Below are 14,292 nucleotides of genomic sequence, written 5' to 3' on the forward strand. Positions count from 1 at the left end.
GTCTTCGGCTTCGACGCCGGGGGAGGCGGAGGCGGAGGCGGAGGCGGCGGAGCCATCGTGGCCTTCAGCGTGACCTCGACCTCCTTCTCCTCCACGGGAGGCGGACGCGTGGAGAGATAGGCGACAAGACCCAGCAGGCCAACGTGGAGCAGCGTGGAAACGCCGGCACCCACGCCGAAGCGCGACCTGGGTCCTTGGCCGCGGTCAAGGACTGAATCGAACATGCACGTAACTCCTCTTCACCAGTGGACTACCCGTCCCCGCCATGCCCGGATTGAAGGGCGGCCACCATACAGAAAAGGGTTCCGGGTTCAAGCAACCGTGTCTGGCGCCGCAATCGTGATCGGCCAATGCCCCACTGGTCACCAAAAAGCAACGGTCTATTGACAACTGCTTGACCTCGGATATTTTCCCAAGTCATTTTCGGTTGCAGCCCACCTTGGAGGGGTTAGGTATGCAAGTGAAACAAGTACTTCGGGAAACCGGAGTCGTCCTTGCTGCGGGTCTGTTGTACGGATCCGCAGCTTTCGCGCAGTCCAGCGTCATCATCGGCACTGTCATCAACACTGAAGACAAGAAGCCGGCTGCAGATGTCGTTGTGACCGCCACCTCGCCCAACCTGCAGGGCGAGCAGACCGTGGTTACTGACGCACAGGGTAACTACCGTATTCCCCAGCTCCCGCCGGGCACGTATACGTTGCGGTTCGAAAAGGAGTCGTTCAAGCCTTTCGCCCGCCCTGAAATCCAGCTGCTGCTCAACCGTACCATCCGCGTGAACGTGGAGCTGCTCCCTGAGAGCTTCTCGTCGACGGAGACCATCGTTGGCGCCCCGCCGACGATCGACGTCGGTTCTACGAACCAGGGCCTCAACGTTGATCAGGAGTTCATCAAGCGCATCGCGGTGGCCCGTCCGGTCGGCAAGGGTGGCGCGACGCGCTCCTTTGAATCCCTGGCCGAGCTCGCCCCGGGCGCCCAGTCCGACCAGTACGGCGTGTCCATCAACGGCACGACCTCGCCTGAGAACGGCTACGTGGTGGACGGTCTGTCCACGAACGACCCGGCCTTCGGCGTGAACGCCAGCCCGCTGAGCATCGAGTTCGTGCAGGACGTGAACATCATCACCGGCGGTTACATGCCGGAGTTCGGTCGCTCCACGGGCGGTGTGATCAACGCGGTGACCCGGTCCGGTTCCAACGAGTTCCACGGCTCCGTGTTCGCCAACTGGACGCCGGGCTTCGCGGAAGGCAACCGCAAGCTGGTCATCGAGGACGGCACCACGATCACCGGCCTGAACGCCCTGAGCAACCTGGGCGACTTCGGCGCCACCCTCGGCGGTCCCATCCTCAAGGACAAGCTCTGGTTCTTCGCCGGCTTCGCGCCGTCGTTCCAGCGCTACGAGCACACCCGTGCGCTCAACGCCTTCACGTTGGATGACAACGGCGCGGTGGCGAAGGATGCGAACGGCTTCAGCGTCGTCCAGCAGATCCCGGGTTCCGAGCGGACGTACTTCGCGGACTCCCGCACGATCCAGTTCATGGGCAAGCTGACGTACCTCATCAACCAGGACCACAACGTGTCGTTCGCCCTGAACGGCACCCCGACCGTGTCGGGTGGTCTGGGCAAGCTGCAGATCAGCCCCCGCTCGGGTGGTCTGCCGGCGGCGCAGAACTCGCGCCCTGAGGACATCGGCCAGACTGAGAACCGCGCCAACACCACGGCGCTCGCTCTCAAGTACGCCGGCGCCTTCATGGACAAGAAGGTCCTGGTCGACGCCAACCTCGGTTGGTTCCACCAGACCGCTGGTAACCCTCCGGCGGACGGCAGCGCCATCGGCTCGACGGACGGCCTGGCGGGCTACTCGCTGGCCATGTACACGCGTCGTCGCCCGATCACCACGTTCGAGAACGTCCCCAACGCCGCGGAGTACTGCGGCACGACGGCGGCGGAGCAGGCCGTGCGTTGCCCGGCGACGAACTACTACGTGGGCGGCCCCGGCTTCATGTCCGAGGCGACGCTGGATCGCTACCAGATCAACGCCAAGGCCACCTACCTGCTGAACGCCCTGGGCACGCACGTGTTCAAGGCGGGCGTGGACACGGAGTTCCTGACCTTCGATCAGAAGAAGGCCTACTCCGGTAGCGTGTTCCTCCAGGAGGCTGGTGCCGCGAGCGATGTGCAGCTCAACGGCGTGACCCGCCGCATCTGGTCGGACAACCGCCGCTACGGCTACCAGACGGCCCCGGACACCCCGGTGTTCGAGACCCTGCAGCAGTCGTCCACGAGCGGCACCACCATCGGTGGCTTCCTCCAGGACAGCTGGTCCATCGCCAACCGCGTCACGCTGAACCTCGGCGTGCGCTACGACGTGCAGAACATGTACGGCGGCGACGGCAACCTGGCGCTGAAGCTGGCCAACCAGTGGTCGCCCCGCATCGGCGCCGTGGTGGATCCGTTCGCCAACGGCCGCGCGAAGCTGTTCGTGAACTTCGCCCGTTACTACGAGCAGGTTCCGCTCAACATGATGGACCGCGCCTTCCCGGGTGAGCGTCGCTTCAGCGCGCGTCGCTACCTGTCGGAGCCGGGGTCGGATGTTCCGGGCTGCGACCCGTCCACGCTGGAAGGCCAGCGCGGCAACTGCTCGGATCGCCAGTACATCGTGCCCCGCGCCGAGGCCACGCTGAACTCCAACCAGTACTTCAGCGGCGGTCTGGTGCAGAGCGAGCCGGTCGATCCGGACATCCAGCCCCAGTCGTCCGACGAAGTCGTGGTCGGCGGTGAGTACGAGCTCCTGGCGAACACCCGCCTGGGCGCGACGTACACGCACCGCGACATGGGCAAGGTCATCGAGGACATGAGCCGCGATGACGGCAACACGTACTTCCTCGGTAACCCTGGCAGCGGCTTCGCCAAGGAGTTCCCGACGCCCGTGCGTGACTACGACGCGGTCACCGTCTACCTGAACCGTACGTTCACGGAAGGCTGGCTGGGTCAGGCGAGCTACACGTGGTCCCGCCTGTACGGCAACTACCCCGGTCTGTTCCGCCCGGAGAACAACCAGCTCGACCCGAACATCCTCGCGGACTTCGACCTGGTGGCCCTCCTGAACAACCGCACGGGTCTGCTGCCCTTCGACCGCACGCACGCCATCAAGGTGTTCGGCGCCAAGGAGTTCAACATCTCCAACGCGCTGTCGGCGAGCATCGGTCTGTCCTACCGCGGCAACTCCGGTACGCCCATCAGCTACCTCGGCGCGTACCCGGGCTACGGCCAGGATGAGACGTTCATCCTGCCGCGCGGCAGCGGCGGTCGCACCCCGTGGATCAACAGCGTCGACTCCAACGTGGGCGTGAACTACCGCGTGAGCAAGGACAGCGTGGTGTCCTTCACCCTGGACGTGTTCAACCTCTTCAACTTCCAGGGCGTGGACAGCGTCGACGAGTCCTACACCTTCGAGCAGGTGCTCCCGGTGTACGACGCGAAGACCAACACCGCGGGCTCCGTGTCTGACCTGCCCACGGCTGACAGCGCGGGCAACGTCCCGGCGGCGGCGGGTGGCAAGCTGGCCTACGAAGACGTGAACCAGAACTACAAGAACCCGGACCGTTACCAGGCGCCGCGGCAGATCCGCTTCGGTGTCCGGTACACGTTCTAACCACCCGACCACGTGAGGAAGATCAGCAACATGCGCAAGAGCATTCTTTCAACGCTGGTGATGCTGACGGCCGCGGGCAGCCTGACCGCCTGCGATGTCGAGCAGCCGAACCCCGGGTGCATCGTCCAGGACGCGAGCTTCGCGAACTGGTGGGCGAAGTACGACGTCGTGAGCGGTCCGACCGGCATCAAGCCGGACGGCAGCGCCTGCGGCGCGACCGAGGCGCTCGAGGTGGGTGACAACCTGGGCGTGTGGAAGTTCGCGGACCCGAAGACGGGGAGCAACATCCTCGTGGTTCGGCCGCAGTACATGGCCCGGTTGGGCTCGTCGGACGCGAACAACACGTTCGACAGCCTTCAGGTTACCGGTAACCTGAGCGCCGACACCACGGACGACTTCTGCCTCGCGCCGACGTTCAACACCGCGACCGTGAACCCCACGCAGGCTGGGGTGACCTCGGCCATCTCGTACACGCTGGCGAACATCAAGGTGTACTCGTCGCCCAGCTCTCCGGGCACCCAGATGACGGGTGAGGTCACGTTCACGCGCAATGGCTGCACCTCCACGTACATCATGCGTGCGGTGTGGCCGGCGACCGGCTGCGATCCCCGTGTTGACCAGAACGATCCGGAGCAGGGCTTCTCCAACTGCGGCTCGGGCTCGGGCATCAACCCGGACTTCGCCGTGCAGTGCGAGGCGGTCCCGGAGCGCTTCTGGTTCGGCGACTTCCTGACGGAGGAAGAGGCGGAGTACGTCGAGGAGAACGATGAGTTCCCCCCGAGCTACAACGAGGGTCGCTGCGTCCCGTCGAATAAGATCCCGTCGTTCAAGTAGTCGGCACTGACCGACCCTGAAGGCCAACGCGGCCCCGGCAGCCCCTCCCCCACGCGGGAGTGGCGGTCCGGGGCCGCGCTGTTGTTAGTGTCTGGAATCCACTGTCGGGAGGACCATGGAGGGCCGTTACGAACTCATCGAGCACGTCTGCTCACTGCTGGCGGACGAAGCAGGGACGCTCCGCAAGGAGGCGCCCTACCGGGTCGCGCTCTGCTACCCGAGCCCCTACCACGTGGGCATGAGCTCGCTGGGCTACCAGGCCATCTACCGGGAGGTGCATGAGCACGCGGGCGCGACCGCCGAGCGTGTCTTCCTTCCCGATGATGTCGAGACATACAAGAGAACTAGGACGCCATTGTTTACCTGGGAATCCCAGGCACCCGTGTCTAGCTTTGAAATGCTTGCCTTTTCAGTTGCCTATGAATTGGAGCTTTCAGGGTTGTTCACGATGTTGGATTTGTCTGGTTTGCCGGTTCTTTCAGCGGAGCGGGATGCCAGACATCCGCTGGTGGTGGCAGGCGGCCCGCTGACGTTCTCCAACCCGGATCCGCTGGAGCCCTTCGTGGACGTGCTCGTCCAGGGGGAGGCGGAGGACTTGATCCACGTGCTGCTGGAGGCCGCCGCCTCCATGGAGCGCGAGGCGCTGTTGGATCACCTGGCGAAGGTCCCCGGCTTCCGGGTGCCCGGGCGGGGTGGGGCGCGCTACCACGTGGCGAAGGCGACGGACGCCCGGCTGCCAGCGCGCACGCAGATCATCACGCCCCACACGGAGCTCCGGTCGATGTTCCTCATCGAGCCGGAGCGGGGCTGCTCCCGTGGCTGCCACTACTGCGTCATGCGCCGCACCACGAATGGCGGCATGCGCACGGTGCCTCCGGAGCGCATCCTGTCCCTCATCCCTGAGCACGCCAAGCGCGTGGGGCTGGTGGGCGCGGCGGTGACGGACCACCCGCGCATCGTGGAGCTGCTGCGCACCATCGTGGACTCCGGGCGTGAGGTGGGCGTGTCCTCCCTGAGAGCGGACCGGCTCACGCAGGAGCTGGTGGATCAGCTCCGGCGGGGGGGGGCGATGAGCCTCACGGTGGCCGCGGACGGGGCGTCCCAGAAGATGCGGGACCTGGTGGACCGCAAGCACTCCGAGGAACAGATTGTCCGCGCCGCGCGGTTCGCGCGCACGGCGGGCATGAAGCAGCTCAAGGTCTACAACGTGGTGGGCCTGCCCCATGAAGAGGACGCGGACATCGACGAGCTGATCCGCTTCACCACGGAGCTGTCGCGCATCCTGCCGGTGGCGCTGGGGGTCGCGCCCTTCGTGGCCAAGCGCAACACTCCGCTGGACGGGGCGCCCTTCGCGGGGCTGCGCGAGGTGGAGAACAAGCTGGAGCGGCTGCGCAAGGGCCTGCGAGGGCGGGCGGAGGTGCGGCCCACGTCCGCGCGCTGGGCCTGGGTGGAGTACATGCTGGCCCAGTGCGGTCCGGAGGCGGGGCTCGCGGCCATGGACGCCTGGCGCGCGGGGGGCAGCTTCGCCGCGTGGAAGAAGGCCTTCAAGGAGCGCGGGTGCGAGCCGTACATGGCCCGCCGGGTGGAGGACGGGCGGCGCCAGCCCACGGTGTGGCCCATCGTGCCGGGCCGCCCGCCGCCCCAGCCGTCCGCCGCCTGACGGGGCCCGCAAAGGCCGTATTCGCCGGGCTCCGCTTTCGCTAGAAGATGGGCAGCGGGGCCGATGGCCGGCACTCGCATGGCCTCGGAGAGCATCTGGTGAGCACGCAGCGGGTGGAAAAGTCGTGGCAGAAGACGGGCCTCAAGGACTACTCGACGGAGGCCCTGCTGAGCACGCTGGGGCACTACGGCATCCCGGTGGGTGAAGAGGACTACCGCAAGCTGGCGGAGTCCGCCTATCCGCTCGGCATCGCCCAGCAGTGGGCGGCGAAGTGGAAGGGCACCGGCCCCTTCAAGGACTACGTCGTGGCCGCGGCCGTGGAGCTGTGGCGCCGGTGGATGCCGGACCGCGTGTCCCCGCAGGACTTCACGCAGGGGCTGGCGACGCTGATGCAGGTGCTCGTGCACAAGCTCAACGGCGCGAAGGAGGCCCCGGTGGCCTCCTCCTTCGAGCACGTGAAGGCCCTGCGCTCGAAGCTGACGGTGGATGACAAGGGCGCGCTGCCCCAGCCGTTCCTCCAGGAGGCGCTGGCGCCCTTCTCGGAGAAGGACGCGGAGCTGTTCGACAGCCTGGCGGAGTCGCTGGCCGCGCAGGGCCACCTGGACGACGCCTCGGCGTTCGCCGAGGTGGAGGAGTTCCTGCTGCCCGACCGGCGCGGCATCTCCCAGGCGGTGGTGCGCGCCGCGAAGGGCGAGCGCGAGCCCGCCATCCAGGACCTCAAGAACCTCATCCACGACATGGCTCGCGCGCCCATCTCGCGCCTGCTGGCGGTGGACGGCCTCATCCACCTGCAGGCGTGGATTGACGCGTCCGTCGAGGGCCGCGGCCTGCTGGCGGAGGCGGAGAAGGCCAACGACATCCACCTGGCGCTGGACCTGGTGCCCCGCCTGGAGCACGTCTTCAAGCAGCAGAACGACCGGTCCGCGCTCCTGGAGCTGATGGGCACGCAGGAGCGGCTGGAGGCCCTGCACGACAAGATGCACCCGGGCCACCGGGCGCACCGTCACCAGCACGCGCAGCCGCAGCGCCGCCGCTAATCGGCCGGGCTTCAGGTCCCCGTGCGCCGGGGGCTCCGGGCTTCCGGGGCCTCGGGCGCCGCGGGTTCGCTGGCCGCGGCGGGCGTCGCGCCTTCCGCGTCCGGCGTGCCGGGCTTTACGTCAGGCTTCTCTGGCGCCGCGCGCTTGAGCTTCACGGTGGTGACGCCGGGCACTCCTTCCGCCACGTCCCGCACGGGCACGACCGCGCCCACGGTGGTGTAGCGGATGGCGCCCGTCTGGGTGAAGGCGTGCTTGAGGGCGTACTCGCGGGCGCGGGGGAGGAACCACTCGCGCACCCGGGGCAGGGGCAGGGCGTGCAGCTCCCCCTGCGTGAGGAACACGTACAGCATCAGGTCCGCGCCGCTGTAGAGGAAGCAGCCCGGCGTGTCCTTCTCCAGGTTGGAGATGAGCTCGAAGAAGTAGCGGCGGCGGGTGGCCTGACGGTCGCCCTTCACTTCAATGCCGCGCACCTCTCCGGAGGGCAGCTCCCAGAGCAGGTCCACGCCCCGGTGCTGGAAGCGCGGGTCCAACTGCACGTCGTGCACTCGCGACCCGGGCTCTGTCTCCAGGAGCCACGCGCGGGCGTGCTGCACGGCCCGGTCGGCCGCGCCCTGCACGCCCCTCATGCTGAAACTGCGGCCTCCCATCGCGGCTAGCGGCGCAGCTCGACGCCCGAGGCCACGAGCTGAATCTCGCGGGGCTTGCCGTCGGTGCCGCGGGGGACGATGGCGCCCTCGGCCTCGTAGTGCTTCGCGTGGGCGTCGCTCAGCTCCGCGACCTTCACCACGCCCTCCACGCGCGCCTGCGAACCCGCGGAGTCCAGCGGGACGAAGAAGCCGTAGTCCTTGAACGTCACGCGCACGCCGGGGCTCTTGGCGTCCTGGGCCAGCTCCATCCAGCAGCCCTTCTTCTCACACGCCTTGCGCACCTGGCCCTCCACGCGCACGACCTTTCCGTCGTGGGCCTGGGGCTTCGCGAGCAGCTCCGCCAGCTTCACCGTCTTCTCGCCCTTGAGGGGCTCGCCGCGGGTGAGCGTCCAACCGGTGTCGGCGGCCTTGGCGGCCTCGGGCGTCTTCGCCTCCGCGGGGTGGTGGCAGTCGCTCGCCGCGGCTTCGGCCTTGGACGCTTCCGCGGCCTTGGCGGCGGGCTTGGGCGTCTTGTCCGCCGCGAGGGCCACGAGGGGCGCGGCGACCAGCATCACGAGGGCGGTGCGGAGCATGTGCATGCCCGTTCGCTTAGCCCAGGTTTCCGGGGCCCGGCAAGGCGCCCCTTCCATCCTCGCGACTTGTCCCGCACACTCGGCGCGAGGTGCGCATGAAGGTCACCATCCCCGCCCCCAACCGCCGGTTGGGCACATTCGAATGGCTCGGGCTCGTCGGGCTCGGGGGGCTGCTCGTGGGGCGCTACGTCCCCGTGGCCCGCATCATCCCGTTCTGGGGCTGTGTGCTGCGCGAGCACACGGGCTGGCCCTGCCTGGGCTGTGGGCTCACCCGCGTGGCGGACCGCGTCGCGCACTTCAACATCCCGGGAGCGTGGGAGGCCAACCCCCTGGGCACCGTGTGCGCGCTGCTGTTCGCGCTGGCCGCGGTGGCGACGGTGCTGCACTTCCTCTTCGCGCTGCCCATCCCGGAGGTGGAGCTGGAGGAGCGCGAGTGGCGGTGGGTGCGCATCGCGTTCCCGCTGGTGTTGCTGGTCAATTACGCCTACGTCGTGGTGCACACCCGTTTCCCGCACCTGTTGTCCTGAAGGGCGGGACCCTGTTCTCTTCCGTGCTCTCCGCCTTCCTCCTGCTGGGCTACCTCTGCGGCTCCATCCCCTTCGGCGTGCTGCTGACGCGGTGGTTTCGTGGGGTGGACGTGCGCGCCAGCGGCAGCGGCAACATCGGCGCCACCAACGTCACGCGCGTCGCCGGCAAGAAGCTGGGCGCGGTGGTGCTGCTGCTGGACGCGCTCAAGGCCGTGCTGCCCGTGGCGCTGGCCGTGCACTACCTGCCTGGGGATGCGAAAGCGCACGCGCTGGTGGGGCTGGCCGCGGTGCTGGGGCACGTGTACCCGGTGTGGCTCAAGCTCCAGGGCGGCAAGGGCGTGGCCAGCGCGCTGGGCGTGCTGGTGGTGCTGGTGCCCAAGGCGGCGCTCGCGGGGGCCATCATCTACGGGCTGGTGGTGTCCCGGTGGCGCGTGAGCTCCATGGGCTCGTTGTCCGCGGCGGTGGTCGCCATCGCCACCGCGTTCTTCACCGCGCCCTCCCGCGAGTACGTGCTGCTCACCGCGGGGCTATTCGTCCTGATGCTCTGGACGCATCGGAGCAACCTCCTGCGACTCGCCCGCCGCACTGAACACCGGCTTTGAGCCGGGGGGCAGCGACGGGGCGCGGTAGCCCAGCAGCGTGCAGGGGATGGGGCCGTTCCACACGTCGCGGCGGGCCATGGGGCGCGCGTGGAAGGCGCTCTCGAAGGCGGGGTTGCCGGACAGCACCCAGACACGCCAGCCCGGCAGCGCGCGCAAGCTATCGCCCAGCTTGAAGTAGAAGGTCTTCATGCCCTTCTGGCCGCCGGAGCCAAGCCGGTCGCCATAGGGCGGGTTGGTGAGGACGAGCCCGCCGCCTTCGGGCAGGGGCGGGAGCTTCGTCGCGTCGCCCTCCGCGAGCTGGATTTCCTCGCCCAGTCGCGCGGCCTTCACGTTGCGGTCCGCGGCCTCCAGGGCCTCGTCGCTCTTGTCGAAGCCGAGGATGGGGACCTCCACCTTGCGCTCGTTGCGCCGCGCGTCCGCGCGCAGGTCCGCGAGCAGCTCCTTCGCGCGCACGCCCAGGTGCGGCCAGCGCTCCACCGCGAAGCCCCGGTTGATGCCCGGGGCCCGCTTGCGCGCGATGAGGCCGCCCTCGATGACGATGGTGCCCGAGCCGCACATGGGGTCCACCAGCGCCTCCGTGCCGGTGTAGCCCGCCGCGCGCAGGAGGGCCGCGGCCAGGTTCTCCTTCAGGGGCGCGGGGGTGGGGCGCACGCGGTAGCCGCGCCGGTGCAGCGGGTCACCGCACAGGTCCAGGGAGAGGGACAGCTTCTCCTTCACCAGGTGCGCCACCACGGACACGTCCGGGTTGCGCGTGTCCACGTCCGGCCGCGAGCCCAGCTTGTCGCGCAGGCGGTCCACGATGGCGTCCTTCACCTTCAGTGCCACGAAGCCGGAGTGCGCGTGCTCGGTGTCCTTCAGGTTCGCGTCCACCGCGAACGTCACGTTCGTGGTGAGGTGCTCCTCCCACGGGACGCTGGCGACGGCGTCGTAGAGCCCCTGGGCACCCTTCGCTTCGAACTCGCCCAATGGATAGAGCACGCGCATGCCGATGCGGGACCAGAGGCAGACGTTGAGGGCCTCGTCGAGCGAGGCCATGAAGCGCACGCCGCCGCGGTCCTGGCGGATGCGCTTCGCGCCGAGCTCCTTCAGCTCCTCGGCGAGCAGGTCCTCGGTGCCGCGCGCGGCGGTGACGAATAGGGCAAGACGTTCAGCCATGGTGCACCGCCCTTAGACGACCCGGGGGCGATTGGGAACTGCTCAGGTGGCCACGACCTCATACATCGCGAAGGTGGCGTCCTCCTGGGACGCGCTGGCCCCCTTGGCCCGCTGGAAGTCCTCGGACTGGAAGTAGGCCCGCATGGCGTCCCGGTCCTTCCACCGCGTGACGAGCAGGATTTCAGGCGAGCGCTCGAACGAACGCAGCACCTCCAGGCCCAGGAAGCCCGCGTGGCCGTCCACTCGCCGCGAGCGCTCCTGGAGCCGGTGGACCCAGCCGTCGGCCTCTTCGGGGGACGCACGGAAGCGGGAGATGGCGACGATCATTCGGCCGTCCGGGGGGAAAGTAGAGCGGGGGCGCCCGGAAGCTTTCCGTGGCGCCCCCGAGGGGAAAACCGCCAGGGAACGGGCGTCCGTTCCCCGGGCCTTGAAGGGGTGGCGTGGGGCTACATCGCCCCGGCGCCGGGCATGTCGCCCAGGCCGCGCAGCAGCACCTCGCGGGGCTTGGCGCCGTCCGCGGGGCCCACCACGCCGTCGCGCTCCATGCGCTCAATCATGCGCGCCGCGCGGTTGTAGCCGATGCGCATCTTGCGCTGGAGCATGGAGATGGAGACGGAGCGCATCTCGCTGACCGCCGCGAGCGCCTGGTCGTAGAGCTCGTCGGACAGCTCGTCCTCCTCGCCACCGCCGCCCTCGCTCTCGTCATCGCGCGGCTTGAGGATGGACTCGTCGAAGACGGGCTTGCCCTGGGCCTTGAGGTGGTCCACCGCCTTCTTGATTTCCTGCTCGGAGACGTAGGCGCCGTGCACGCGCTGCAGGTGGGCGCTCGTGGGCGGCATGATGAGCATGTCGCCCATGCCCAGCAGGGCCTCCGCGCCCACCGTGCCCAGAATCGTCATCGAGTCCGGCTTGGAGCGCAGCATGAAGCTGATGCGCGTGGGGAAGTTGGCCTTGATGATGCCCGTGACGACGTCCGTGGACGGACGCTGGGTCGCGACCATCAGGTGGATGCCGGCCGCGCGCGCCATCTGCGCGAGGCGCGCCACGTAGGTCTCCACCTCGCGGCTGGCGACCATCATCAGGTCCGCGAGCTCGTCGATGATGACCACGATGTAGGGCAGCTTCTTGAGCTCCTTCTTCTCCGGGGAAGCGGCCTCCGCCGGAGTGGACTCCTCGCCGTCCTCCTCGAACTCCGCGTCCTCCTCGCCGTCGGCCTCCAGGGTGGGAGCGGGCTCGGAGACGATGGCCTCACGCAGGTCCTCGTCGTCCTCGCGCGGCATGGCCACGCCCAACCCGTCGCTGGCGGAAGCGGGGGCGGGCACGGTGCTGCCCTCCACGTCCACGACGAACATCTTCTTGGGCTTGGTCTTCTTCTTCGCGGCGGGGGCGGGGGCGGGCTTCTCCTCCGACGCCTGCGTCTCCACCAGCTTGTTGTAGCCGGCGATGTTGCGCACGCCCGCCTCGGACAGCAGCTGGTAGCGGCGCTCCATCTCCTCCACCGCCCAGCGCAGCGCGAGCGCGGCCTTCTTGGGGTCGGTGACGACGGGGAGCAGCAGGTGCGGGATGCCCTCGTAGACGGAGAGCTCCAGCATCTTCGGGTCCACCATGATGAAGCGGACCTCCTCGGGCGTGGCCTTGAGGAGGATGCTCATGATCATGGAGTTCACCGCCACGGACTTGCCGGAGCCGGTGGTCCCCGCGATGAGCAGGTGGGGGGCCTTCACCAGGTCGAAGACGTACGGCATGCCTTCGATGTCCTTGCCCACGCACATGGTGAGCTTGCTGCTGCTCTTCTGGAACGTGTCCTGTTCGGCAATCTCCTTGAGGAACACCGTCTCGCGGTCGCGGTTGGGGACTTCAATGCCGACCACGCCCTTGCCGGGGATGGGGGCGACGATGCGCACGCGCATGGCCTCCATGGCCATGGCCAGGTCGTCCTGGAGCGCGGCGATCTTGCTGACCTTGATGCCGGGCCCGGGCAGGAACTCGTACATGGTGACGACGGGTCCGGGGCGGATTTCGACGACCTCGCCCACGATGCCGAAGTCCGCCAGCTTCGCGCGCAGCTTCTCCGCCGTGACGAGGAACGCGTCCTTGTCCAGCGCGGAGCGCTCCTTCTTGTCCGCCTCCAGCACGTCCAGTGGCGGCAGCGAGAAGCTCTTGCGGTCCCCCACGAACTCGAACTGGTCCTGCGGCCGCTTCACGGCGGTGGGCTTGGGCGGCGCCTTGGGCTCCACGATGAGCGGCATGCGCGCCAGCGCGGAGGGCGGCGCGGGGATGAGGGCGTTGCCCGGCGCGGCGGCGGCCGGCTTCTCCGCGACCACGGGCTTCGCGGCGGGCTCGGCGGCCGGAGGCGTGAGCGACGCGGCGGGCACCGGCGGCGTGGACGGCGCGGAGGGCGGGGTGACGATCTGCGGCGTCTTGCGCGCGCGGCGGGGCGGCTCGCCCGCGTCCGCGTTGGCGGGCAGCTGCGGCTGGGGCGCGAGGAAGGACGCGGCCCAGGCGGGGTCGGCGCCCGGGGAGCGGCGCTCGGCGCGCTCGGGCGGCAGCGAGGGCTGTTCGTCGGAGGCGTCGTCCTCCTCGTCCTCGGACGGCTCCTCGCGGGCGAGCTTCTTCTCCAGCTTCTCGCGCTCCTTCTGCTCCTTGAACGCCTTCTTCGCGTTGGCGATCTGCTCCTTCTCGTTCTGCCGGGCCAGGCGCACGGCTTCTTCCGCCAGGGACTCCGCCTCGGCGGCCTCGGCCTCCGCGGCGATGCGCTCGGCCTCGGACAGCTCCTCCTCCTCGGCCTCCAGCTCCGCGAGGAACGCGGCTTCCTCTTCCTTCTCCTGCGCGAGCCGCTCCTGGCGGGCCGCGTAGTTGACCTTCTGCTGCTCCCAGAAGACGTGCGCGTTCTCGGAGATGCGGCGGCCCAGGACGGTGAGGCCGGCCCAGACCAGCGAGCACAGCTTGAAGAACGTGTACTGGGTGCCCACGATGAGCGCCGCCGCGCTGATGGCGGTGACGAGGATGATGGTGCCGACGGTGGAGAACATCCCCTCCATCAGGCCGCCCAGGCTCGCGCCCAGCGCGCCGCCGGGCGGGTGGGCCCAGCCCTTGTCCTTGGCGAACATGAGCTGCGCGAGCACGGACACGCTGCAGGTGAGCAGCGCCAGGGAGATGATCTGCGGCATGCGGCGCCGCTCGCGGTTGCCCACGAAGAGCACCACGGCGGTGTAGATGCCACCCGCGGGGATGAGGTAGGCGCACACGCCCAGCGCGCCGCGCAGGGTCTCCGCGATGAGGTGGCCCATGGGGCCCACCGCGTTGTGGAAGCCGGGCCCCACCCGGTCATGCGCGTCGAACGTGGCGACCGCCAGCAAGGCCAGCAACGAGGCGGCCAGGATGAAGACGCCGATGAGCGCCCGCTTGGCGGGGCTCGCAGCGCCCGGGGCCTTCATCTTCTTGTTCGCGAGCGCCTTGCGACGGGTCGCGATCTCCTGCCGGGAGAGCACCGCCTTCTCCGCCCGGCCACCCTTCTTTGCCGCTGTCATGGACCCCTGTTCCCTCTGCCCGATTCCAGCCGCGTAGCGAGCTGTAGCAATCCGCCCGGCGAGAATAGGGAGGGAG

General features: G+C 68.8%; 11 protein-coding genes and 1 pseudogene. 6 read left to right on the top strand and 6 right to left on the bottom strand.

Features of this window, described 5'->3' with window-relative positions; translation table 11 throughout:
- A pseudogene (locus D7V77_RS33440) lies at positions 1-224 on the bottom strand (energy transducer TonB); the annotation flags it as partial.
- Between the two features lie 230 nt (positions 225-454).
- Between D7V77_RS33440 and D7V77_RS33445 the strand changes: the two are divergent.
- The 4 genes from D7V77_RS33445 (at position 455) to D7V77_RS33460 (ending at position 7,183) form a co-directional block, all read left to right on the top strand.
- A complete protein-coding gene (locus tag D7V77_RS33445) occupies positions 455-3,652 on the top strand; it encodes a TonB-dependent receptor (protein ID WP_120580333.1) in 3,198 nt (1,065 codons plus the stop codon).
- Between the two features lie 30 nt (positions 3,653-3,682).
- Entirely contained in the window at positions 3,683-4,486 is an 804-nt protein-coding gene (locus tag D7V77_RS33450; RefSeq protein ID WP_120580334.1) for a hypothetical protein, read from the top strand.
- A gap of 115 nt (positions 4,487-4,601) precedes the next feature.
- On the top strand, positions 4,602-6,146 hold the full coding sequence (locus tag D7V77_RS33455) for a radical SAM protein (RefSeq protein ID WP_120580335.1): 1,545 nt from the start codon (positions 4,602-4,604) through the stop codon (positions 6,144-6,146).
- A gap of 98 nt (positions 6,147-6,244) precedes the next feature.
- Entirely contained in the window at positions 6,245-7,183 is a 939-nt protein-coding gene (locus D7V77_RS33460; RefSeq protein WP_169821928.1) for a hypothetical protein, read from the top strand.
- 11 nt (positions 7,184-7,194) lie between these two features.
- Here D7V77_RS33460 and D7V77_RS33465 read toward each other — a convergent pair whose 3' ends face one another.
- Together D7V77_RS33465 and D7V77_RS33470 are read right to left on the bottom strand one after the other, a co-directional pair.
- Complete coding sequence (locus D7V77_RS33465) at positions 7,195-7,809, bottom strand: hypothetical protein (RefSeq protein WP_233597393.1); 615 nt, start codon at positions 7,807-7,809, stop codon at positions 7,195-7,197.
- Between the two features lie 26 nt (positions 7,810-7,835).
- Positions 7,836-8,408, bottom strand: a complete 573-nt coding sequence (locus tag D7V77_RS33470; protein ID WP_169821929.1) for a DUF4920 domain-containing protein — start codon at positions 8,406-8,408, stop codon at positions 7,836-7,838.
- 89 nt (positions 8,409-8,497) lie between these two features.
- On the opposite strand from D7V77_RS33470, the gene D7V77_RS33475 reads away from it, so the two are divergent.
- Both D7V77_RS33475 and plsY read left to right on the top strand, forming a co-directional pair.
- Entirely contained in the window at positions 8,498-8,929 is a 432-nt protein-coding gene (locus tag D7V77_RS33475) for a DUF2752 domain-containing protein (protein ID WP_120566606.1), read from the top strand.
- A 23-nt stretch (positions 8,930-8,952) separates the two neighbouring features.
- Complete coding sequence (plsY, locus tag D7V77_RS33480) at positions 8,953-9,531, top strand: glycerol-3-phosphate 1-O-acyltransferase PlsY (RefSeq protein WP_120580339.1); 579 nt, start codon at positions 8,953-8,955, stop codon at positions 9,529-9,531.
- Here the strand turns inward: plsY and D7V77_RS33485 are convergent.
- The 3 genes from D7V77_RS33485 to D7V77_RS33495 all read right to left on the bottom strand — a co-directional run bounded on the left by D7V77_RS33485 (position 9,457) and on the right by D7V77_RS33495 (position 14,216).
- On the bottom strand, positions 9,457-10,686 hold the full coding sequence (locus tag D7V77_RS33485) for a class I SAM-dependent RNA methyltransferase (protein ID WP_120580340.1): 1,230 nt from the start codon (positions 10,684-10,686) through the stop codon (positions 9,457-9,459). The genes plsY and D7V77_RS33485 overlap by 75 nt on opposite strands.
- A gap of 42 nt (positions 10,687-10,728) precedes the next feature.
- A complete protein-coding gene (locus tag D7V77_RS33490; protein ID WP_120580341.1) occupies positions 10,729-11,013 on the bottom strand; it encodes an antibiotic biosynthesis monooxygenase in 285 nt (94 codons plus the stop codon).
- Between the two features lie 119 nt (positions 11,014-11,132).
- Positions 11,133-14,216: a DNA translocase FtsK 4TM domain-containing protein gene (locus D7V77_RS33495; protein ID WP_120580342.1), complete on the bottom strand. Its 3,084-nt coding sequence runs from the start codon at positions 14,214-14,216 to the stop codon at positions 11,133-11,135.
- Between the last annotated feature and the right edge of the window lie 76 nt (positions 14,217-14,292).

The sequence above is a fragment of the Corallococcus sp. CA041A genome (genome assembly GCF_003612075.1).
GTDB classification, from domain to species: Bacteria; Myxococcota; Myxococcia; order Myxococcales; family Myxococcaceae; genus Corallococcus; species Corallococcus exiguus.

What these genes read in the sequence shown, in the direction of transcription:
- D7V77_RS33445 (WP_120580333.1), top strand. Translation starts at nt 455, where the DNA reads ATGCAAGTGAAACAAGTACTTCGGGAAACCGGAGTCGTCCTTGCTGCG.
- D7V77_RS33450 (WP_120580334.1), top strand. Translation starts at nt 3,683, where the DNA reads ATGCGCAAGAGCATTCTTTCAACGCTGGTGATGCTGACGGCCGCGGGC.
- D7V77_RS33455 (WP_120580335.1), top strand. Translation starts at nt 4,602, where the DNA reads ATGGAGGGCCGTTACGAACTCATCGAGCACGTCTGCTCACTGCTGGCG.
- D7V77_RS33465 (WP_233597393.1), bottom strand. Translation starts at nt 7,809, where the DNA reads ATGAGGGGCGTGCAGGGCGCGGCCGACCGGGCCGTGCAGCACGCCCGC.
- D7V77_RS33470 (WP_169821929.1), bottom strand. Translation starts at nt 8,408, where the DNA reads ATGCACATGCTCCGCACCGCCCTCGTGATGCTGGTCGCCGCGCCCCTC.
- D7V77_RS33475 (WP_120566606.1), top strand. Translation starts at nt 8,498, where the DNA reads ATGAAGGTCACCATCCCCGCCCCCAACCGCCGGTTGGGCACATTCGAA.
- D7V77_RS33485 (WP_120580340.1), bottom strand. Translation starts at nt 10,686, where the DNA reads ATGGCTGAACGTCTTGCCCTATTCGTCACCGCCGCGCGCGGCACCGAG.
- D7V77_RS33490 (WP_120580341.1), bottom strand. Translation starts at nt 11,013, where the DNA reads ATGATCGTCGCCATCTCCCGCTTCCGTGCGTCCCCCGAAGAGGCCGAC.
- D7V77_RS33495 (WP_120580342.1), bottom strand. Translation starts at nt 14,216, where the DNA reads ATGACAGCGGCAAAGAAGGGTGGCCGGGCGGAGAAGGCGGTGCTCTCC.